The organism is Pseudoclavibacter sp. 8L (assembly GCF_902506465.1).
Lineage (GTDB): Bacteria > Actinomycetota > Actinomycetes > Actinomycetales > Microbacteriaceae > Pseudoclavibacter.
Window position 1 is genome coordinate 892,266 of record NZ_LR733185.1, and the last position, 20,250, is coordinate 912,515.

The window sequence follows — 20,250 nt, forward strand, 5'->3', positions numbered from 1 at the left end:
CATTCTGTAATGGTTCACACGTTACACTTGTCGAGTGGCCGACAAGACAGCATTCAGGACAGATGGTGGAGCGGCGTGGCTCAACCTCCTCGCTACTCGGGGGCAGGCATTCGGCGCGCATCCCATCGAGCGCCTTCAGGGTCCTGACGACCTCCAACGGTGGCTCACGTTGATGGGCCTGCGGCCCCGAGAGGCGCCGAGCGAAAGCGACCTGAAGGAAACGGTGCGGCTCCGCGAGACCCTTCGTGGGCTGGCGATGGCAGCCGTGGAGCCCTCGCCGCCCAGGGAGCTGAGGGTGGATGCGCTCCTCGAGTTCTCCGCGAAGGGAAACCCGGCTCTGGCTGGGGCGCCGCTCGGCGATGTCGCGTCCGCGCTGTCAGCGCTCGCCATCCAGGCGACCCTCACGTTGCGGGGGCCCGACCGTGCGCTCCTTCGCCAGTGCGATGAGGTCGACTGTCGCTGGGTCTTTCTGGATTCATCCGGCCGCAGGCGGTGGTGCCCAGCGGCTGCGTGTGCATCCCGCGGACGTGTGCGCGCGCACCGCGCAGCGGCGGCTGTGGGCGCATCGTCGCCCTCGTGAGCTCGGCGCTCGACTCGTCTAGCTTGGCGGCCGGTCCTGTTCCGAATGGTGCCGTTCTTGCCAGGAGGGGTCGGCGATTCCGGTCAGGACGCTGAGCACCGTGCGCTCGGCGAGCTTCGCGTCGATCGGCTGGTGGCCGAAGAACGCTCGGTAGTAGAGCGGTGCCGCGAGGAGGTCGAGGGTGAGCTCCATGTCGAGTTCCGCCCGAAGGTCTCCTCGCTCGATGGCGTGCTCGAGGACTGTCCTGGTCGTCGCGCGGCGAGCCTCGAAGTACTCGCGGAGGAACAGCTCGCGGAGCTCCGGGTCGGCCTCCAGGTCGGCGAGGAGCCCCGGGAGTGCGCGGGTGATGGGGGAGTTGCCGAACCCGTCGGCGATGTTCGAGATGCCGCTGACGAGGTCGCAGTGCACGCAGCCGGTGTCGGGCGTCGGCGTCGTTCCGAGCACCGAGATGAGCGTGTGCACGACGATGCCCGGCAGGCTCTTCCAGCGCCGCCGAAGCGCGGGCTTGCTCGTGCCGGCGGCTGCCGCGACGTTCTCCATCGTGAGTGCGCGATATTGACCGGTCTCGAGGAGGCTGATGACCGCCTCGGTCGCCCTGGCGTCGATCGTCGCGTCGCGGGGGCGGCCGTGCGGCAGTGATCGGGTCTGGGGTGCGGTGTGCGGCTCTGGTTGCGGCATTGCCTCACCGTACCCTACATTCATTACGTTCCGGTGTGGAATGTAATGATGGGAGTGGGCATGCAGCAGGATGAATCGCGTTCGACGGCGGGGGCGACGACACCCTCAGAGGTCGAGGCCGGAGGTGTCTTCTCGCCACGTCTGCGCGGGTCCACGATCGGGATCCTCGTGAGCGTCGGGGCGGTGGCCTTCGAATCGCTTGGGGTCGCAACCGTCCTCCCGACCGTCGCCGAACAGCTGGGCGGCCTGCGCGGATACGGCTGGGGGCTCTCGGCACTCATGCTCGCCAGCATCGTCGGCACCGTCGTCGCCGGGAGCGACATCGACCGCAGGGGGCCCGCGCGGGCAGTGGTGGTCGGAAGCCTGGTCTTCGCGCTCGGCTGCCTGCTCGCCGGTCTCGCCCCCGGGTGGGGCGTGTTCGTGGCCGCGCGAGCGCTCCAGGGATTCGGGGTCGGAGCGATCATGGCGTACGCGTACAGCCTGGTCGGCCTCGCGTATCCGCCTCGGCTCCAGGCCGTCATGTTCGCGTTCCTGTCGTCGGCGTGGACGATCCCGTCGCTCCTGGGTCCGGTCTTCGCTGGGGTGCTCACGACGGTGCTCGACTGGCGCGTCGTGTTCTGGACCATCGCGCCGATCACGATTCTCCTCCTCCCGCTCGTCTTGCCTGGTGCACTCCGGGTCTCTGCAGGACCGAGGGTGCGGAGCGGCCGGTTGTTCTCCGCGCCCGTCTGGTTCTCGGTGCTCCTCGCGGCTGGGACGGGGGCCGTGCTCTTCGGCCTCGAGGTGGATGCGCTCCCGCTGATGCTCGCGCTGCTCGTCATGGGCCTGGTGGCCGCTGCCGTGGGCTTGCGCCGCACTTTGCCGAGGGGCTCATTCCGTGCGCGTCGTGGTGCACCGGCCGGGGTCGTCGTGCGCTTCATCCTGTGCGGTGTGTACTTCGGGTCGGAGGCGTTCCTGCCCCTCGGGCTCACGAGCATCCACGACCTCGACGTCACGATCGCAGGGCTGGGTCTCGCGGCCGGCGCGCTCGCCTGGACGGCCGGGTCGTTCGTGCAGGCGCGGATCGATGCGGCCAGACCGGGGCAGCGTTCTCGCTCGACGAGGCTCGGGATGCTCGTCCTGCTGGGCGGCCAGCTGCTCATGGGGGCGGCTGTCGCGCTTCCGGTGGCCTGGCCTGGCTGGGCCGTCGTCGGCTGGGGCATCGCTGGAATCGGGATGGGGATCGCGTTCAACGCATCGACGGCGGCGACCATGTCGGCCACGCCGACCTCGGCCGCGGGGAGCATCAGCGCGAGTCTGCAGCTCGCGCAGACCCTAGCGACGGCCGTCATCGCCGGCCTCGGTGGGGCGGCCGTCGCGCGGCTCGGCGCCACGACGCCCGCGTTCCTCGCGGTCTTCGGGTCCACCGCCGCACTCGCCCTGGTGGGTGTGTGGGTCGCGGGGCGCCTCAAAGGGCAGGCGGCCGAAGCCGGGGACGGACGCCAGTAGGAGGAATGGGGCGCCAAGTTGTCCGGGGAAGAGCGCGCGGCGCCGCGTTCGCCTCTCCTCTCTACTCCGGCGAGGCGCGCGCGATGTGCACCGCGAGGAAGGCCACTTCCTCGTCGGGAAGCTCCACGCCGTGCGTCTCGCGGATGAACGTGCGCACGCGTTCCGCGGTCGCGATCGCACGAGGGGCTCGCTCGCTGAGGTTCCGGAACAGGAAGTCGTCGCCGCCCAGCAGCTGGCCCGCGAAGAAGCGCTCCGCGAAGAACTGCAGGTGCGTGAGGAACCGCGAGGCGTGGAGGTCCTTCCTGGAGACCCGGACGGCGGAGGTCATCGTCACGATGCTCGTGACCTTCGCGACCAGGTCGACGACGCGCATCGAGTCGACGCCGAGCTTGCCCGTGTCGGCGTTGACGAGGTGGAAGGCCACGTTGGCTGCCTCCTCCTCGCCGAGCCGCACGCCGAGGCGTCGTTCCACGTCGTCGAGGGCACGGACGCTCACGGCGTGGTGGTCCGGGTAGACGGTGCGCACCTCCCACGCGAGCCGGTTCGTGAGGGCGATGCCCTTCCGGTATCGCTCCACCGCGAAGTGGAGGTGGTCGGTGAGGGTGAGGTACACGTGCGGGTCGAGGGTGAGTCCCGCGCGACCCGCATCCGCGACGATCTCGCGGGTCAGCTCGACGTACTCTGCCGGGATCTGCGCGAGCAGCTCGACGAGGTTCCGGTGATCCGAGTCAGGGAGGGAGATGAACTCCTGGTCCGTGATCGTCGCCGAAACCTCGTCGCCCGGCTTCTGTCCGTACCCGATGCCCTTGCCCAGCAGGACGCGTTCGACGCCGCGGTCGTCGACGACGAGCACCACACTGGAATTGAGGACCTTCTTGATGGCGGGCACGGTGGTCTCCTTTGACGCCGCTTGGAGGGGAGGGGGTTAGCTGAGGTCTGCGCCGTTGGACTCGATGACCTGGCGGTACCAGTGGAACGAGTCCTTGCGTCGGCGCTCCAGTGTGCCATTCCCGAGGTCGTCGAGGTCGACGTGGATGAACCCGTACCGCTTGCTCATCTGCGACGTCGACGAGCTGACGAGGTCGATGGGCCCCCAGCTGGTGTAGCCGAGCAGATCGACGCCCTCGTCCACAGCCTGGATCATCTGCTCGAAGTGCGCTCGGAAGTACTCGACGCGGTAGTCGTCGCGGATCCGTCCGTCCTCGTCGACCGTGTCGCGCATCCCGAGCCCGTTCTCCACGATGAAGAGGGGCTTGCGGTAGCGGTCGTAGAGGTCGAGGAGGGAGATGCGCAGCCCGATCGGGTCGATCTGCCAGCCCCACTCGGACGAGCCGAGGTAGGGGTTCTTGACGCCGAGGACCGTGTTGCCCGGCGTGCGCTCAGCGTCGGGGTCGACTGATTCGGTCATCGACATGTAGTAGCTGAACGACACGAAGTCGGCGGTGTGCTCGCGCAGGAGCTCAACGTCGCCGTCCTCGAACGGCACCGTGACCCCCATTTCCTCGAGCTGGCGGAGCACGATCGGCGAGTACGACCCGCCGGCCTGCACATCCGAGCACATGTAGAGGAGGCGTTCCTTCGCACGCGTCGCGGCGACGTCGTTCGGGTGGCAGGTGCGCGGGTAGGTCGTGAGCATGGTGATCATGCAGCCCATCTGCGCGTCCGGGTGCAGCTCTCGCAGCATGCGGGTGACGGATGCGCCGGCGATGAACTGGTGGTGCAGGGCCGTGTAGCAGGCCTGCGTGATCGAGGTCCCCGTCACGGTCTCCTCGATGATGCCGCCCGAGGTGAACGGGTGGCGTTCCATGCCGTCGATCTCGTTGAACGAGATCCACCGCTTCACGATGTGCCCGAACCGTTCGAAGCAGGTGCGGGCGAAACGCTCGAAGAGGCCGATCGTGGCCCGGTCGAGCCAGCCGTTGCGGGTGACCGCGAGCTCGAGGGGTGCGTCGAAGTGCGACAGCGTCACGAGGGGCTGGATGCCGTGGCGCTGCATCTCCTCGAACAGGTCGAGGTAGTAGGCGATGCCGTCCTCGTTGGGCTCGAGCTCCTCGCCGGTCGGGTACAGGCGCGACCAGAGGATCGACACCCGCAGCACGCTGAAGCCCATCTCGGCGAACAGGGCGAGGTCTTCCTTGTACCGGTGCACGAAGTCGATGGCGCGCCGCTTCGGGAAGTACGTGGGGTCCGGGTCGCGCTTGGCTTCGGCGATGCTCTCGAGGGTGACGGCGTGCAGCGCGGCGAAGTCGTCGTTGTTGGCGTTCGGGTGGCGGCGGAGCACGTCGGTGACGACCCAGCCGCGGCCATCCTCACCCCAGCCGCCTTCGGCTTGGTTCGCGGCGATTGCGCCGCCCCAGAGGAAGTGATCAGACAGTGCCATGTGCGGTCTCCTTGATGTTGGTGAGTGAGATGAGGGATGCGCCCCGGTTGACGTGCTGGCCGGTGTCGAACTGCGCGTCGCCGCCGGCCGTGTTGACGACGACGATGGGGGTGATCGTGTCGAGGCCAGCCGCGGCGATGGCGTCGAGGTCCGCGTCTATGACGGGCTGGCCCGCCTCGACTCGGTCACCCTGCGCGACGTGCGTTGTGAAGGGGGCGCCTTCGAGGACGACGGTGTCCATGCCGACGTGCACGAGCACCTCGACGCCGTCGTCAGTGCGGATGCCGATCGCGTGCTGCGAGTCGAGGAGGGAGGTCACGGTGCCCGACACGGGGGCGACCACGCGCCCATCCGTGGGGCGGATCGCGACGCCGTCGCCGAGCACACCCGTCGAGAAGACCCCGTCGCCGAGCGAGGCGAGCTCGACGACCTCGCCCTGCATGGGGGAGACGATCGTGAGCGCGCGAGGCTGCGTCGCACCCGCTGCGGCATCCGTGCCCGCGTCCGCGCTGGCGTCCGGGTCCGCATGCTCGTCGGTCTTGCCGAGCACGCGCAGGGTGCCAGAGTCGGAGTCCTTCCACAGCACGACGCCGACGATGAACGACACGGCCGCGCCGATCACGAGGCCGATGAGGGCGTGGATGAGGTTCCACGGGTCGAGGGCGTCGATGAACATGGAGAAGCTCGCGAGGCCGGGGCTGACGATCGCGAAGGTGTCGACGAACGTGATGCCGAGGTATGCGCCCGAGGTGATGGCGCCGGCGAGCACCGCGATGAGGGCGCGTCGGTTCTGGAGGGTGACGCCGTAGAGGGCCGGCTCGGTGACGCCGAACAGTGCTGAGAAGCCTGCGGAGATCGCTGTGGCGCGGAGCACCTGGTTGCGGGTGCGGACGGCGACGGCGAAGCTCGCGCCGGCCTCGGCGATGTTGTGCGCGAGGGAGGCGGTCAGGTAGAAGCTCTCCTTGCCGTACGTTGCCATCGTCGTGATCGTCGGCGGCAGGAGCGGCTTGTGCATGCCGACAGAGATGAGGAACGGCAGGATGGCGGCGAGGAGCGCGACGGCGATCCACCCGAAGGTGTTGTGGAAGTTGAAGAGCAGGCCGGCGAAGAGGTCGCCGATCTCGAAGCCGAACGGGCCGATGAGGAACACCGTGGCAGGCGCGACCACGAGGTAGCACATGAGGGGCACGTAGAAGGTGCGGATGGGCGGCCACGAGAACTTCGTGAAGAAGCGCTCCGCGCCCCAGAGCAGCAGTACCGCGAGGATCGCGGGGAACACCTGCGCGTTGTAGTTGACGACGGGCACCGGAATCCCGAAGAGCGCCGCGCCGCCATCCTGGGTCACGAGGCTCGTGAATCCGGGGAAGAGGAGCAGCGCGACGGAGCCGAGGGCCACCGGCCGGTTCACGTCGAGCTTCTTCGCGGTCGTGTAGGCGACGAGCAGCGGCAGGAACGCGAAGACGGCGTCGGGGACGGCGGAGATGAGCGCATACGAATCGCTCTCCCGGTCGATCCAGCCGAGCGCAGCCGCGAGGACGAGGAGTGACTTGAAGATTCCCGCGCCGGCGATGGCGGGGATGATGGGCACGAAGACGCTGACGACGAAGTCCAGCACCTTCGAGCCGACCCGCTTGGCGGTCCACGGGGTGCGGGGCTTCTCGGCCGCGGGGGCGGTCGGTGACCCCGAGCGGAGCTTCTCGACCGCTCGGTAGTACTCGAGGACCCGTCCTCCGACGATGACCTGCGTCTGTGGGCCGCGGACCACGCCAAGCACGCCGGGGATGGACTTGAGCGCGGCCTCGTCGACGGGGGTGTCGTCGCTGAGGGTAAACCTCAGGCGGGTCGAGCAGTGCTGCAGGGCAGACACGTTGCTGCTCCCGCCGACGTGCTCGAGGATCTCTGCCGCCTCTGAGCTGATGTTCATGTTGTGCTCCTCCATTGGAACTCGGGGGACAGCTTCCGGGCAACAAAAAAAGGACCCGATCGTAGCTCTGTAGAGCAACAATCGGATCCTGCCTGCATGACCAGTCACATGTCCGTTGCATGAATGTACACGGATCCTGGAGCGCTGTCCACCGGCGGTTCGGAGGTACACTCGGCCTCAGCAGGGTGTGTGCGTGGCACCCGCGCGCCAGGTGACCTTCGGGGCCTTCGCGATCCGATCGGTGAGCGATATCTGGAGTGCCCTTGACGAACATCCGCCCCAGGGAGCGTGCGCTGGCCGCGTTCGCCGCCATCGCCTTCGGCTTCGTGATCGCCGGCGCCAACAGCATCAACCCGCTGCTGCCCATGCTCCGGGCCGAGGTTCCCCTGAGCCCGCTCGGTGTGTCGCTGACGTTCGTGGTCTACGTATCGGCAGCGGTTGCCACCCTCCTGGTCGTCGGATTCACGCGGCTGCGGGTGACACCCGGTGCGGCCGTGGTCGCGGCCCTGCTCATCGCTGCGCTCGCGAACCTGCTCCTCGCTTCCTCGAGCGAGGTGCAGCTGCTCGTCGGACGGGCCGCGACCGGTGTCGCGGTCGGACTCGCCACGGGCGGTGCGGCAGGTCTGGTCGTGGGTGCGCTCAGAGGGCGCGGGCGGGGGCTGGCTGCGACGGGGAACCTCGTCGGCGCTGTTGTCGGCACTGCGATCGCCCAGGGGGTTGCGGCGCTCGAGACCGTCGCAGGGGCGATGTCCATGTATTTCGCTGGTGCCGCGACAGCTCTCGTGCTCGCGCTGGTGCTCGCCCTGCTGCTTCCCCGCGGTGTGCCACGCGCTGCGCGGAAGGGCGGGGCTGGGGCTCCGGCCTCCCGGCGCCTGACGCGCGCGGACGTCCGGACGATCTCGCGCGCCGCCGTCGTCTGGACGGGGCTCAGCTCGGGCGTCGTGTACGCGCCCACGGTGTTTTCCGATGCCTCGATGCCGATTGCGCAGTTCGCCGGCAGCGTCACCATGCTGGTCGCCGCGGCCATCGCTCAGCTCGCGAGCGTGCCGCTCGGTCGGCTGCTCCCCGCGGCGAGCGGTCACCTCGCGTTCGCCGTCGGCTGCGCGCTCGCGGTCACGTCGGTGCTGATCTCGAACAACCCGCTCGCCCTGCTCGCGATGGCACTGCTCGGTGCTGGCGGGGCTGTGGCCTACCGGACCTCGCTGGTGCGCCTGACGCGCGGAGCGGCCCCGAGCCAGCAGAGCTCGCTCGCGTCGAAGTTCGCCGTCGCCACCTACGCGGCATCCGCTTCGACGGTGCTCGTGATCGGAGTGCTCGGGAGCGTGATGCGGACCGAGGTCGTGCTCGCGGTGTTCGCGACGCTGCTGAGCGTCGCGGCGGTCTGCATGCATCTGGGCGCACCCCGGTTCAGGGACCTCGCCGACGGGCCCACGGGCAACGGAGCGCGCTGAGGTCTGGTGGCGCAGGTCGCCGCGCACTCGGCGCCAGCCTGCTGTCGACGATCCGCGGCACGGGTGGCTCGGCGGGAGGTCTCATCGCACCGCATCCGGGATACTCCCCACAACTTTCAACAGTGTGTAAAGTTTGCAGCAGGGTCAGACCCGGCAGGAGGGTAAGCGAACCGTGACCGCACAGGTCCTGGTGGTTCGTGCCTAGTCCGAACTGCAACATCCGCGGAGGAGGCGCCACCGCACGGCGCCTCCTCCGTCGGCGTAGGAGGCCCGATCTGCGCTACCGAGTGTGATGCGAGGCGGAGCGGATGCTGGTTCGAGTCCCGGTGGTGAAGAGGTCGTCGATGGTCGCCGCGAGCAGTGCGTGGGCGTCGACCGAGGGGTCCAGGAGCCATTGCAATTGGACCCCATCGGCGGTGGCGATGATGCGCCGTGCCGCGTCAGCAGCCACGACCCTCTCTCGCACGACACCCTGCCTCTGCCCCTCGAGGATGGTCTCGGTCGTTCGGGCGACGTGTCCCTCGAATCTCGCAGTGAAGTACCCGTGTGCCGGATGGGTGACCTGTGCGGCCTCCGCCGCGAACGAAAGGTAGAGGTGCACGATTCCTCGGACCTCGGCGTTGAATCGCAGTGCGTCGAGGAGCACCTCGAACTGGTCGCAGCCCTCTGTGCGCTCGTGCAGGTCCGCGTCCCACCGTTCGATCACTTCGCGCAGCAGCCCCTCGCGTGATCCGAAGTAGTAGCCGACATGCGCTGGGTCGATGTCCAGTGATCGGGCGATGCCACGGAGGCTGGTTGCGTGATATCCGTGTTCCGCGATCGTCGCGAGTGCCACGCCGAGAATCTCCTCTCGCCGCTTCGCGCCCCGTGCGTAGGTCCCCCTGGCTGGCATGCGGTCAGCCTAACGCCGCATGAGGCGGGGCTCTTCGATCGGAAGAAGGTGCCCACTTCCGACGATGGGAGCCCCGGCCATACGCGGACGAGGATCACCCGGTCGTCTGCACTCAGACCTGACGTCCGCTCCCCTTCTTCGTCGCCAGTCCGATCAGCTGGGAGTATGTCGCGATCGCCTCGGCCTCCGTGATCGCGCCTTTGAGGGTCGAGGCCGACAGGGACTCGCCCGCGCCGACAAGGGCGATGCAGAGGCGGTGGAGTTCCGGTTCGGGCATGACGACGTGCGGCCGAAGGATCGCCTCGAACATCTGGACGCCCGTCTCCTCGAGCTCGCGGTAGATGCGGGCACGTTCTTCGTTGCCCGTCATCGCAGCCCCGACGGCGAAGAACTCGCTGCTCGCATCCGTCGCGCACCGGATGTACGTCTCGGAGAGGGCGTGGATCGTGGGTTCGTGGGCGAGGCCGTCCTGGGCCATCCCCTCTTGGAAGGCCCGCTTCCTCTCCGCGTCGATCCATCGGTACAGGGCGGTCAGCAGTGACGAGCGCGACTCGAAGTGGTCGTAGACGACGGGCTTCGACACGCCCCCGTGCTGGGCGAGGGTGCCCAGCGTCAGGGCGTCTACCCCGTCCTGCCGCACGATGGCCAGCGCCTTCTCCAGCAGATCCTGGTGACGAGCGTCCCAGGGGAGGCGACGCTTCCGTGGTTCCTCGAGGGGTGGTGCCGCTTGGGTTTTCATTAAACTACCTTTGGTAGGTTACCGTTGCTACTATCAGTAGCTTACCGAGTTGCGGGTGCCAGCAGGCGGCGTCCAACTCGCCGATGAGAGGAATCGCCATCACTTCGCAGCCCGTCCACTCAACTCCTCATGTCGACAGCGATGCCGATGACGATGGGGCATCGAGCTCAGTACCGAAGCACGCGGTGCATCCTCGCGTCTTCATCTTCGGCATCTCAGGCAGGGTCGGCCGTCTGCTCGCGACCCGCCTTCGAGGTCAGGGCGTGCCCGTTTCCGGTCTCGTTCGGACCCCGCAGCAGGCCGTTTCGCTCGAGGGAGCCGAGGTGTCGCCGCTGCTCGGCGACCTCGGAGCCGCCACCACTGACGACCTCCGGGCGATGCTCCGCGACTGCGATGTCGTCGTCTACGCCGCGGGTTCGAACGCTGGCCCCCAGCGCGTGACGGACGACATCGACCTCGCCGCCCTCGGCCGCGTGGCGGAGGCGGTCGAGCGCACCCCAGGGGCGCGACTCATTCTGCTCTCCGTGCTTCCCGAAGCGTGGCGTGAACGAGCGTTGAGCGACGACGAGGAGCACTACTTCGCGGCCAAGAAGCGGGCAGAGGTGAGCCTGACCCGTCAGGACATCGATTGGGTGATCCTCCGCCCATCGCTCTTGACGGATGATGCTGGAATCGGGGAGGTCTCCCTCGGGCCCGCGGAGGAGCACGGCGAGATACCCCGAGAAGATGTGGCCGCTGTCCTCGAGGCCCTGGTTCTCGAGCCGTCCATCAGTCGGCAGATCCTGGAGCTAAACGAGGGGCAGACTCCGGTCGCCGAGGCGGTTCGCGGGTTCGCGCGCGAGCTCTGAGCTCTGGGTTCATCGAGGCAAGTGGGCGTGGTCGCCGTCGCTCGTGAGGATCGTGAGGATCTCTACCGGGCCTGGCCCGTGTGCACCGAAAGCGTGGGGGATCATCGTCGAGAATTCAGCGGCGCTTCCCGCTTCGACCAGGATGAGTCGATCGCCCAGTCGAAGTTCGGCAATACCCGACAGCACGGTGAACCAGTCCCGTCCTGGGTGGACGCCAGCTTCTTCCGTCGGCGGCGCCGGCGTCGTGATGCGCATCTTCGCGACGGTGAGTCCGTTCGGGGCGCGGTTGCTGGCCAGTGTCCAAAGGGTCGTGCCGCGTTGCTCATCCTGGCGTGGGCGGATCACCACGTCGGCATCATCGGCCGGCTCGATGAGCTGATCGAGGCTGGTATCGAGAGCTCGAGCGATCGGGATGAGCTGATCGAGTGCGATGCGTCGGCCACCTGTCTCGATCCGGCTGAGGTTCGAGGGGCTGAGGAAGCTGCGTTCGGCCAGCGTGTCAAGAGACCACCCACGCGACTGTCGAAGAGCTCTGATGCGCTGCCGGACGAGGCGGTCTACGTCAGTTTCTTGCGTCATAGACAAGAGTGTATGCGCTTGACGCAGGTTCGATCTACGTTGGATACATGCCTCATACCGCGAGTACCCACGCTCACCACGACCAGCTGTCTCGCCTTCTGGACCTCGACGCGATCATCCATCGGTCTGTCACCGAGCGAGCAGTGAGGGCTCTCGCCCGTCATGCACGCAAAGCCGACGTCACCACAGTCCTCGACATCGGCGCCGGGACCGGAGCGGGCCTCTTCGCCCTCGCCACAGAATTCGAAGATGCAGAACTCGTCGCGATCGATCTCGACGAACGGATGCTCGATGACATCCGCGGGCGTGCAGGCCGGCAAGGGCTCGGGGGTCGAATCACCAGCCTCCGCGCCGATGTGGGCGAGCGGCTCTTCGATGCCGGAGACGCTGACGTGATCTGGTCGTCCAACGCGCTGCATGAAGTGCCGGATCCGGCGCTGGCCCTGGCGAACATGTTCCGCAGTCTGCGCCGCGGAGGCGTGCTCGCGATCGTCGAGATGGTTGCTCCACCGCTCGTGCTCCCCAGTGAACACGCATCGTTGGAGACGCTTCTCCGCCTCGCCGCAGGAGCAGATCGCAACGCTCCAGACTGGACGACGGACATCACCGCGGCCGGCTTCGAGCTCCTCGAGACCCGCACGCTCACGAGCGGCCAGCGTCTCGCCGCTGACGGGCCAGGGGGCGCATACGCGGCGCTCGAACTCCGGCGACTCGCGCAGCACGCGCAGCCCGAGCTCAGCGACGAGTCGGCGCGGTCCATCAGAGAGATCATCGCCGACCTGTCGGGTGAGCATCGACTCATCGAGCGCGTGCATGTCCGCGGCGCACGAGCCCTCTGGATCGCCCGCCGCCCCTGAGGCGCGGCCCGAACGTAGCTCCGGCCTTCGCGCCTAGCTGTATTGACCCGTGAGGTTGTGAACGCGGTCTGAGGGGCGTTGGCCGCCGATTCCGGTGTGGGGTCTGTGGTGATTGTAGTGATGGAGCCAGGTGTCGTAGGTCGCGGCTCTGGCTTCATCGTACCCCACCGGAGCACGCAGAGGGTCCGGCCCAGCCCCCACCAGGGCACGCAGAGGGTCCGGCCCAGCCCCCACCAGGGCACGCAGAGGGTCCGGCCCAGCCCCCACCAGGGCACGCAGAGGGTCCGGCCCAGCCCCCACCGGGGCACGCAGAGGGTCCGGCCCAGCCCCAGCCAGGGCACGCGAAAAGGCCCAGGATGCTCGCATCCCGGGCCCCTCGCTCAGCGGATCAGCTTAGAGCTGGCCAGCCTCTTCTCCGATGTTGGAGTAGGTGTTGCCGTTGCCGTACTGGTAGATGCCGATCGTGGCCTCTGACGGGTCGCCGTTCTCGTCGAACGAGATCGGGCCGGAGACACCGTCGTAGTCGATGTCGGTTCCAGCTTCGAGCAGCGCGACGCAGTCGGCGTAGGTGGTGCACTTCTCACCATCGACGGAGACCTTCTGCATGTTGTCCTTGATCGTTGCCGGGTCAGCGGCACCGCCGGCCTGAGCGGCGAGGGCCGCCAGGATGACGGCGTCGTACGACTCAGCGCCATACGTGAAGTCCTTCAGGTCCGGGTCGATGCCGAGCAGCTGGGCGCGGAAGTCGTCAGAAGCGACAACACCGGGGATGGTGCCCTTGGCGCAGTTCAGCGTGCCCTCTTCGAAGTCGGCGGAGTAGTCGGCCATGTTGCCGTCGACCATGTAGAGCTTGTCGGCGGGGAAGCCCTTGGTGCCGATGAGCTGCGGAACGATGGTCGCCGTCTGGTCGAACGCGACGAGCGCGATCGCGTCGGGGTCGGCGGCCGTGACGGCGTCGATCTGCGCGGAGAACTGGCTGTCACCCTCGTTGAAGGCTTCAGACGCGACGACCTCGCCACCAGCAGCCTCGACTGCCGTGGTGATGCTCTCAGAGAGGCCCGAGCCATAGGCGTCGTTCAGGTAGATGATGCCGACGGATGCGTTGCCGTCGTTGACGATCGTGTTTCCGTTGACGCGTCCCTGGAGGATGTCCGAGGGGGCGGTGCGGAAGTAGAAGCCGTTGTCGGCGTAGGTGGAGAACTCGGCCGAGGTGTTCGCCGGCGAGATCTGCACGACGCCCGCGCCGGTGATCTGGTCGATGACCGTCATCGAGACGCCCGAGGATGCCGCGCCGACGATGGCGGACACGTTCTGGCTGAGCAGGTCGGTGACCGACTGCGTCGCGATGTCGGTCGACGTGTCGCCCGAGTCACGGTGGACGACGGTGATGTTGCCGCCGAGCACACCGGACGGCGAGGCGTTGATCTCGGCGACTGCGAGGTCGACACCGGCGATCTCGGGCGGGCCGAGGAAGGCGAGGGTTCCGGTCTGCGGAAGCAGCGAGCCGATCTTGAGCGCTTCGGAGCGCTCCTGAGCGGCCGGTGCGTCGACGGGCGTGACGTCGGCGACGGATGCAGCTGTGTCGGGCCCACAGACCGCAGCGGCAGCATCGCCCTCCGCAGCTGGATCGCCGCCGTCGGTCGTCGACGAGCACGCAGCCAGCATGAAGACGCCGACGCTCATGGCGGCGATTCCTGTGGTGATGCGCAACTTCCTGGAGGGAGACGACTTGGCAAAGTTACTCATGGTGCTCCTTTATACGTAAGCAGAGAGCGAGCGCCGCGCAGCGGCGCCCGGATCTCAAGCTAGCCGCGGCACTGCGACTAACTGATTCATGCTTGTTACGAGCGAGTAAATCATGAGTCAGGGCTCGATGTGTATTTCACCATCGGCACGTGGGGAATGTCGTCCTCCATGAAGTTCTCACCGCAGCGTTCAAACCCGAATCTCGCGTACCAGGACTCGAGGTGCGCCTGTCCGTTGAGGGAGGTCGAGAGGCCTTCACTCTCGGCGATCTCGACGAGGTGGCGGATGATCTGAGCCGAGTAGCCGAGGCCTCGGGAGCTCTCGGCGGTCACGACCCTGCCGATGGGGCGTGATGCGTGCGTGGGCAGGTGCTCGTCCGGCCAGCCGATGGGGAGGAGTCTCGCGTAGCTGTGGGGGTAGAGGGGGTCGTCGCCGATGAACGCGTGCAGGGTGCCGTCGGCGAAGTCGGCCGTGTCCGGGTCGAGGTACACACAGTCCTGCTCGACGACGAAGATGCTCGAGCGCAGGTGCAGGATGCCCCAGAGTTCGGCGGCGCTGAGTTCGGTGAAGGTGCGGACCGTGATCATGCCAGCCAGTCTTGCAGAGCAGCGGGCGGCGAGCGGGCGGCTCCGTGCAGCGGATGCTGGGGAGCTCTGATCCGCGCCCCCTACGATGGCGCCATGGTTCGCGGATACCTGACGACGAAGTCCACCGACGACGCGGGGAAGCCTCGCATCGACGTCGCGTTCGATGAGCTCGGCGACGAGCTGTTCGGCGATGGTCACCTCCATCGCGGCCAAGTGCTCGTCGACGTGGCCTACTCGAGCCTCAACTACAAGGACGCCCTGCTGCTCGCCGGCAGGCCCGGCGTGAGTAGAGCCGATGTGCTCGTCCCGGGCATCGACGTCGTCGGCGTCGTTCGGGAGTCACGCACGCCGAACTTCGTGCCAGGCGATCGCGTCGTGCTGAACGGGGCGGGACTCGGCGAGAGCAGGCACGGCGGCCTCGCCGAGCTGTGCCTCGTCGACGACGAGTCGCTCATCCACCTGCCCGAGGAGATGTCCCTCTTGCAGGGAGCCGCCATCGGCACTGCCGGCTACACGGCGATGCTGTCGGTGCTGGCGCTCGAGAAGCAGGTCGCACCCGGCGACGGCGATGTGCTCGTGACCGGTGCCGCGGGTGGCGTCGGAAGCGTCGCGATCGCCCTGCTGGCCGGACTCGGCTACCGGGTCGTCGCATCCACTGGCCGCGGTGACGAGGAGGGCGACTACCTGCGCCACCTCGGCGCAGCCGAGATCATCGACCGGCATGTGCTCTCCGATACGCCGGGCAAGGGGCTGCAGACGGAGCGCTGGGCCGGGGCCATCGACGCGGTCGGCTCGACGACCCTCGCGAACGTGATCGCGCAGACGAGACGAGAAGGGCTGGTGACGGCGTGCGGACTGGCGCAGGGCACCGACCTGCCGACGACCGTCCTGCCGTTCATCCTGCGCGGGGTGACGCTGCGCGGCATCAACTCGGTCGTGCAGAGCCTGGAGGTGCGCGCCGAAGCCTGGAACAGGCTCCTCGATCTCGACAGCGAACTGCTCGAGTCGATGACCGAGGTCGTCGCACTCGAGGAGGCGATCGAGGTCGCGCAGCCCATCCTCGATGGGACAGTGCGCGGGCGAACGGTCGTGCGCGTGCGGGGCGACGCCTGATCCGAAGGCGACTGACGCTGGATCAGGCCAGAGGTGCGTGTTCGAGGTTCTCCGAAGCCCACGTGCCGAGCTGCTTGAGCACTGGGATGAGGCGCTGTCCGGCCGTCGTGAGCTCGTAGCTGACCGAGATCGGCGGGCCGTCGTTGACGGTGCGCGCGACGAGTCCGGCCCCGGCGAGCTCGGTCAGTCGGTCGGAGAGGACCGCGTCGCTGATGCCCGTCACGGCGCGGCGCAGGGCGACGAAGGTGAGGGGCTGCGAGCCGAGCACATCGATGATCATGCCGTTCCAGCGCTTGCCCAGCAGCGTGAAGGCAAGCGAGATGGCGCCGTCGCATTCCGCGGTGCCGTGCTCCTGCGCTTTCTCTGCCATGCCGCCAGTGTACCCGTGCTAATCTGCACAGAGTCGCTCTGGTTTTCATAGCGACTCTGTGTAATTTCAAGGAGCCCCGCATGTCCCTTCTCCGTATCGATGCCAGCCTGCTCCCCGCCACCTCCGCCAGCCGCGCGCTCGGCGACCTCGTCGAGGCCGAGTGGACCCAGGCACACCCAGACTCGGTCGTCACACGCCGCAACCTCATCGAGTCGCCCATCCCCGCCGACGCCTGGCAGAACGCCGTCTACGCTGGCTTCACGCCCGAGGATGACCGCACCGAGGAGCAGCGCGCCGCTGTCGCTCTCGCAGCGCAGCTGGCCGACGAGATCATCTCGGCCGACGCCCTGCTCTTCACCGTGCCGCTCTACAACTACGGCATCTCGCAGCACTTCAAGCTCTGGTTCGACCTCGCCTACACCGACCCGCGCACCAATGCTGGAAGCACGACGCTCGCCGGGAAGCCCGCAACCCTCGCGACCGTCCTCGGTGGCAACTACGACGAGGGCACCCCGAAGGAGGGCTGGGACCACTCCACGCCCTACCTCACCCGTCTGCTCCAGGACGCCTGGGGCCTCGATCTCCGCGTCGTGCAGCGTCCATTCACGCTCGTCGGCGTCAACCCTGCCCTCGACCAGTTCACCGACCTCGCCGCCGACCTCAAGTCCAACGCCGAGACGAAGGCGACGGAGTCCGGCCGCGAGCTCGCCGAGCTCCGCGGCAAGACCGACGCCGCGTAGGCAGGCGGAGTCCAGCTCCACCACCTCGAACGTCGCCGGCCACCGGCCGGGCCGTCGTCACCCGGGTAGGCGACAGTCGAGCCGCCCCGGAGGAGAACTCGCTTCGCTGAGGGAACGTCATCTCAACGAAGCGAGTTCTCTCTCCAGAGGCGTTCGGACTCCGTGGGCGGGATGCGCCTAGCTCGCGACGTCGGCCTTCCGGCGGTCAGTGAGCTTCTCGAGCCAGCCGTTGACAACCTGCGCGAGAAGGCCAAGAGCGATGGCCGTGACCACGGCGAGCACCATCATGAGCAGCGGGTTGTCCGTGCTGAAGGAGCCGAATACGGCGCCGATCACCACCGCGTAGCCCACCCACACGGCACTCGCGAGCACGGAAAGCGGGAGGAACCGGGGCATCGGCATCCGTGCGTCGGATGCGGCGAGCACTGTCGCGATGCGCCCCATCGGCAACAGCCTCACGGTGACCATGACCCACTTCGGACGGGTCTTCAGCTGATCGCCGACACGCGTGCGCACGGCCGTGAGCCGGCGCCCGTTCATCCAGCTCCATTTGCCGAAACCGACGCCTCTCGCGAGCCAGTAGGTGCCGATGTCGCCGAGCACCATGCCGACGACGCAGAACGCGAAGAGGCCGAACAGGTTGATGAGGGCCGTCCACCCCTGATCTCCGGCGGTGAGGGCGGAGAGCGCCACGACCAGCGATTGACTCGGCAGGAACGTGACGACACCGCCGATGAGCAGCACAAGGGCCACGACTGCGAAGCTCCAGCCGGAGCCCCTCAGGTCGAGCACCCAGTTGGTGAGTTCCTCCACGTAGCCTCTACGCCCTTTCGTCGACGGCTCGGCGTTCCAACGCGGCCCTACTCGGGTGCCGAGGCGTTGGCCGCGGCCCGGGCTGCTGCGGGGAGCGCCGCGAGAACGCGGTCGATGGCCGCATCGTCGTGGGCAGCCGAGACGAACCAGGCCTCGAAGACGCTCGGCGGCAGGTTGACACCGGCGTCAAGCATCGCGGCGAAGAACGGCGGGTAGCGCCAGGCCTCCTGGCGCTTGACCTCGTCCTCGTTCCGCGGCCCGCCACCGGTTCCGGTCCAGCCGAGAGCCGCGCCGTCGCCGAAGGTGAAGCTGAAGAGGTTGCCGACGTTCTGCACCGAGTGGGCGACGCCCGCGGCGGTGAGCGCCTCGGAGGTCGCGGTGCGGATGCGCTCGGCAGCCGCATCGACGCGAGCGTAGACGGCGTCGCCGGCGTGTGAGAGCGTCGCGATGCCGGCGGCGACCGCGACGGGGTTCCCCGAGAGCGTGCCCGCCTGGTAGACGGGGCCCTGCGGGGCGAGGTGGCTCATGATCTCGCGCGAACCGCCCAGTGCTGCGACGGGCATGCCGCCGCCGATGACCTTGCCGAACGTGTACAGGTCGGCCTGCCATCCGCTCGAGGACTCGATCTTCTGCTCCTCGCCCCACCAGCCCGCTGGGCCTGTGCGGAACCCGGTGAGCACCTCGTCGCAGACGAGCAGGGCACCCTCGGACGAGCACAGCTTGGCGAGCTCCCGGTTGAAGCCAGGCTCGGGAGGGACGACGCCCATGTTCGCGGGTGACGCCTCGGTGATGACAGCGGCGATCTCACCGGGATGCTCGGCGAACGCGGCCCGCACAGCCTCGAGGTCGTTGAACGGGACGACGATGGTCTGCGAGGTGATGGCTTCCGGCACACCGGCAGAGCCCGGGAGCGCAAGCGTGGCGAGGCCCGAGCCCGCGGCCGCGAGGAGGCCGTCGGAGTGGCCGTGATAGCAGCCCGCGAACTTCACGATGAGGTCGCGGCCCGTGTAGCCGCGTGCGAGACGCAGAGCGGTCATGGTCGCCTCGGTTCCCGTCGAGACGAGGCGCACCTGCTCGATGGGGGCGATGCGATCGACGACGAGCTCCGCGAGCTGCGTCTCGGCCGGGGTAGGGGCTCCGAACGAGAGTCCGCGAGCCGCCGCGTCTTGGACTGCCTCGACGACGGCGGGATGCGCGTGCCCGAGCAGCATGGGGCCCCATCCGCTGACGAGGTCGACGTACTCGTTGCCGTCGACGTCGGTCAGGTACGGACCCGTCGCGGAGGCGGCGAAGGGAGGCGTGCCCCCAACCGAGCCGTACGCGCGGACCGGGGAGTTCACACCCCCGGGCGTGACCTCGAGCGAGCGGGCGAAGAGCGAGGCGGAGACGTCGTGGTTCATCGTGCATCCACTCTGCCATGGGCCGCCGACACTGGCGTGCCCGACTGCGACGCCAGGGTGCGCGCGAGCTCACTCGCGTAGTAGGTGAGCACGGCATCGGCTCCAGCACGTCGAATCGACGTGATGGACTCCGCGATCGCGCGATCGCGGTCGATCCAGCCGTTCGCCGCAGCGGCCTCGATCATGGCGTACTCGCCGCTGACCTGGTAGGCCCACACGGGAACGATCGACTCCGCAGCGACATCGGCGAGCACGTCGAGGTACGAGCCAGCCGGCTTCACCATGACGACGTCGGCCCCCTCATCGATGTCGATGAGCGCCTCCCGCATGCCCTCGCGCCGGTTGGCCGGATCGAGCTGGTAGGTGCGACGGTCCCCCTGGAGCTGCGAGTCCACAGCCTCACGGAACGGGCCGTAGAACGCCGACGCGTACTTCGCGGAGTAGGCGACGATCGCGACGTCGGTGTGCCCGGCCGCGTCGAGGGCGTCCCTCGCACTCGCGACCTGGCCGTCCATCATCCCCGACATCCCGAGCATCGCGGCACCGGAGTCGGCCTGGGCGATCGCCATCGCGTCGTACCGCTCGAGCGTCGCGTCGTTGTCGACACGACCGGCCGCGTCCAGCACGCCGCAGTGGCCGTGGTCGGTGAACTCGTCGAGGCAGAGGTCGGTCTGCACGACGATGTCCTCGCCGAATTCCTCCGCGAGCACACGGGCCGCGACGTTGAGGATGCCGTTCGGGTCGGTCGCGCCCGAGCCCACGGCGTCACGCGTCTCCGGCACGCCGAAGAGCATCACCCCGCCCACTCCGAGCGTCGCCGCTTCCTCGACCGCGCGGCGCAGCGAGTCGAGCGAGTGCTGCTGCACGCCGGGCATCGACGAGATGGCGATCGGCTCGCTCACGCCCTCGCGGACGAACAGCGGCAGGATGAGGTCGTTCGGGTGCACGCGCACCTCGCGGACCTGGCGGCGCACGGCGTCGCTCTGGCGCAGGCGACGAGGCCTGCGGCTCGGGGAGATCATGCGATCGTGTCCTTCCTCAGGAGTTCTGCGCCGACGGACGCGG

20 protein-coding genes and 1 pseudogene are annotated in these 20,250 nt (G+C 68.2%); 7 read left to right on the forward strand and 14 right to left on the reverse strand.

All coding sequences use genetic code 11. The annotated features are described in order from the left end of the window. Positions 1 to 34: 34 nt before the first annotated feature. Complete coding sequence (locus GV007_RS19435) at positions 35 to 580, forward strand: CGNR zinc finger domain-containing protein (RefSeq protein ID WP_160071138.1); 546 nt, start codon at positions 35 to 37, stop codon at positions 578 to 580. Between the two features lie 18 nt (positions 581 to 598). On the opposite strand, the gene GV007_RS04190 is transcribed toward GV007_RS19435, so the two are convergent. After that, positions 599 to 1,258, reverse strand: a complete 660-nt coding sequence (locus tag GV007_RS04190) for a TetR/AcrR family transcriptional regulator (protein ID WP_160071139.1) — start codon at positions 1,256 to 1,258, stop codon at positions 599 to 601. Between the two features lie 60 nt (positions 1,259 to 1,318). On the opposite strand from GV007_RS04190, the gene GV007_RS04195 reads away from it, so the two are divergent. Further along, positions 1,319 to 2,746, forward strand: coding sequence for an MFS transporter (locus GV007_RS04195; protein WP_236558319.1), 1,428 nt, complete (start codon positions 1,319 to 1,321; stop codon positions 2,744 to 2,746). A 61-nt stretch (positions 2,747 to 2,807) separates the two neighbouring features. Here the strand turns inward: GV007_RS04195 and GV007_RS04200 are convergent, their stop codons facing one another. Genes GV007_RS04200 through GV007_RS04210 form a run of 3 tightly spaced genes read right to left on the reverse strand, consistent with a single transcriptional unit; the run spans position 2,808 to position 7,050 of the window. Continuing rightward, the gene (locus GV007_RS04200) at positions 2,808 to 3,635 is read right to left on the reverse strand and encodes a PRD domain-containing protein (RefSeq protein ID WP_104239894.1); all 828 of its coding nucleotides are present in this window, start codon (positions 3,633 to 3,635) and stop codon (positions 2,808 to 2,810) included. A gap of 36 nt (positions 3,636 to 3,671) precedes the next feature. After that, on the reverse strand, positions 3,672 to 5,126 hold the full coding sequence (locus tag GV007_RS04205) for a family 1 glycosylhydrolase (RefSeq protein WP_160071140.1): 1,455 nt from the start codon (positions 5,124 to 5,126) through the stop codon (positions 3,672 to 3,674). Further along, positions 5,113 to 7,050: a glucose PTS transporter subunit IIA gene (locus GV007_RS04210; protein ID WP_160071141.1), complete on the reverse strand. Its 1,938-nt coding sequence runs from the start codon at positions 7,048 to 7,050 to the stop codon at positions 5,113 to 5,115. The genes GV007_RS04205 and GV007_RS04210 overlap by 14 nt, the downstream gene beginning before the upstream one ends. A 263-nt stretch (positions 7,051 to 7,313) precedes the next feature. Here GV007_RS04210 and GV007_RS04215 point away from each other — a divergent pair, with 263 nt between their 5' ends. Beyond that, a complete protein-coding gene (locus tag GV007_RS04215; RefSeq protein ID WP_160071142.1) occupies positions 7,314 to 8,501 on the forward strand; it encodes an MFS transporter in 1,188 nt (395 codons plus the stop codon). A gap of 280 nt (positions 8,502 to 8,781) precedes the next feature. On the opposite strand, the gene GV007_RS04220 is transcribed toward GV007_RS04215, so the two are convergent. Then, positions 8,782 to 9,393, reverse strand: coding sequence for a TetR/AcrR family transcriptional regulator (locus tag GV007_RS04220; RefSeq protein ID WP_160071143.1), 612 nt, complete (start codon positions 9,391 to 9,393; stop codon positions 8,782 to 8,784). 112 nt (positions 9,394 to 9,505) lie between these two features. Further along, complete coding sequence (locus GV007_RS04225) at positions 9,506 to 10,132, reverse strand: TetR/AcrR family transcriptional regulator (protein ID WP_160071144.1); 627 nt, start codon at positions 10,130 to 10,132, stop codon at positions 9,506 to 9,508. Between the two features lie 185 nt (positions 10,133 to 10,317). Here GV007_RS04225 and GV007_RS04230 point away from each other — a divergent pair, with 185 nt between their 5' ends. After that, positions 10,318 to 10,980 (forward strand): NAD(P)H-binding protein, encoded by a 663-nt coding sequence (locus tag GV007_RS04230; protein ID WP_201297557.1) that lies wholly within the window; start codon positions 10,318 to 10,320, stop codon positions 10,978 to 10,980. Between the two features lie 9 nt (positions 10,981 to 10,989). On the opposite strand, the gene GV007_RS04235 is transcribed toward GV007_RS04230, so the two are convergent. Next, a complete protein-coding gene (locus GV007_RS04235) occupies positions 10,990 to 11,559 on the reverse strand; it encodes a helix-turn-helix domain-containing protein (RefSeq protein ID WP_160071146.1) in 570 nt (189 codons plus the stop codon). Positions 11,560 to 11,606: 47 nt separating this feature from the next. Here GV007_RS04235 and GV007_RS04240 point away from each other — a divergent pair, with 47 nt between their 5' ends. Further along, positions 11,607 to 12,416, forward strand: coding sequence for a class I SAM-dependent methyltransferase (locus GV007_RS04240; protein WP_160071147.1), 810 nt, complete (start codon positions 11,607 to 11,609; stop codon positions 12,414 to 12,416). 33 nt (positions 12,417 to 12,449) lie between these two features. On the opposite strand, the pseudogene GV007_RS04245 reads toward GV007_RS04240, so the two are convergent. The 3 genes and pseudogenes from GV007_RS04245 to GV007_RS04255 form a co-directional block, all read right to left on the reverse strand. Beyond that, a pseudogene (locus GV007_RS04245) lies at positions 12,450 to 12,569 on the reverse strand (integrase core domain-containing protein); the annotation flags it as partial. 240 nt (positions 12,570 to 12,809) lie between these two features. Next, positions 12,810 to 14,162: an ABC transporter substrate-binding protein gene (locus GV007_RS04250; protein ID WP_104329980.1), complete on the reverse strand. Its 1,353-nt coding sequence runs from the start codon at positions 14,160 to 14,162 to the stop codon at positions 12,810 to 12,812. A gap of 110 nt (positions 14,163 to 14,272) precedes the next feature. Continuing rightward, positions 14,273 to 14,749: a GNAT family N-acetyltransferase gene (locus GV007_RS04255; RefSeq protein ID WP_160071148.1), complete on the reverse strand. Its 477-nt coding sequence runs from the start codon at positions 14,747 to 14,749 to the stop codon at positions 14,273 to 14,275. Positions 14,750 to 14,842: 93 nt separating this feature from the next. On the opposite strand from GV007_RS04255, the gene GV007_RS04260 reads away from it, so the two are divergent. Continuing rightward, positions 14,843 to 15,862: an acrylyl-CoA reductase family protein gene (locus GV007_RS04260; RefSeq protein WP_160071149.1), complete on the forward strand. Its 1,020-nt coding sequence runs from the start codon at positions 14,843 to 14,845 to the stop codon at positions 15,860 to 15,862. 22 nt (positions 15,863 to 15,884) lie between these two features. Here GV007_RS04260 and GV007_RS04265 read toward each other — a convergent pair whose 3' ends face one another. Beyond that, positions 15,885 to 16,232 carry a winged helix-turn-helix transcriptional regulator gene (locus GV007_RS04265; RefSeq protein WP_160071150.1) on the reverse strand — a complete coding sequence of 116 codons (348 nt, stop codon included), beginning with the start codon at positions 16,230 to 16,232 and terminating at the stop codon, positions 15,885 to 15,887. A gap of 80 nt (positions 16,233 to 16,312) precedes the next feature. Here GV007_RS04265 and GV007_RS04270 point away from each other — a divergent pair, with 80 nt between their 5' ends. After that, positions 16,313 to 16,972: an FMN-dependent NADH-azoreductase gene (locus GV007_RS04270; RefSeq protein ID WP_160071151.1), complete on the forward strand. Its 660-nt coding sequence runs from the start codon at positions 16,313 to 16,315 to the stop codon at positions 16,970 to 16,972. Positions 16,973 to 17,149: 177 nt separating this feature from the next. On the opposite strand, the gene GV007_RS04275 is transcribed toward GV007_RS04270, so the two are convergent. The 3 genes from GV007_RS04275 to hemB are packed head-to-tail and all read right to left on the reverse strand — an operon-like array spanning position 17,150 to position 20,207. Next, entirely contained in the window at positions 17,150 to 17,785 is a 636-nt protein-coding gene (locus GV007_RS04275; RefSeq protein WP_160071152.1) for a DedA family protein, read from the reverse strand. Between the two features lie 47 nt (positions 17,786 to 17,832). After that, positions 17,833 to 19,185 carry a glutamate-1-semialdehyde 2,1-aminomutase gene (gene hemL, locus GV007_RS04280; protein ID WP_160071153.1) on the reverse strand — a complete coding sequence of 451 codons (1,353 nt, stop codon included), beginning with the start codon at positions 19,183 to 19,185 and terminating at the stop codon, positions 17,833 to 17,835. Beyond that, positions 19,182 to 20,207 carry a porphobilinogen synthase gene (gene hemB / locus GV007_RS04285; protein ID WP_160071154.1) on the reverse strand — a complete coding sequence of 342 codons (1,026 nt, stop codon included), beginning with the start codon at positions 20,205 to 20,207 and terminating at the stop codon, positions 19,182 to 19,184. Before hemB ends, hemL begins: the two co-directional genes overlap by 4 nt. Positions 20,208 to 20,250 lie beyond the last annotated feature (43 nt).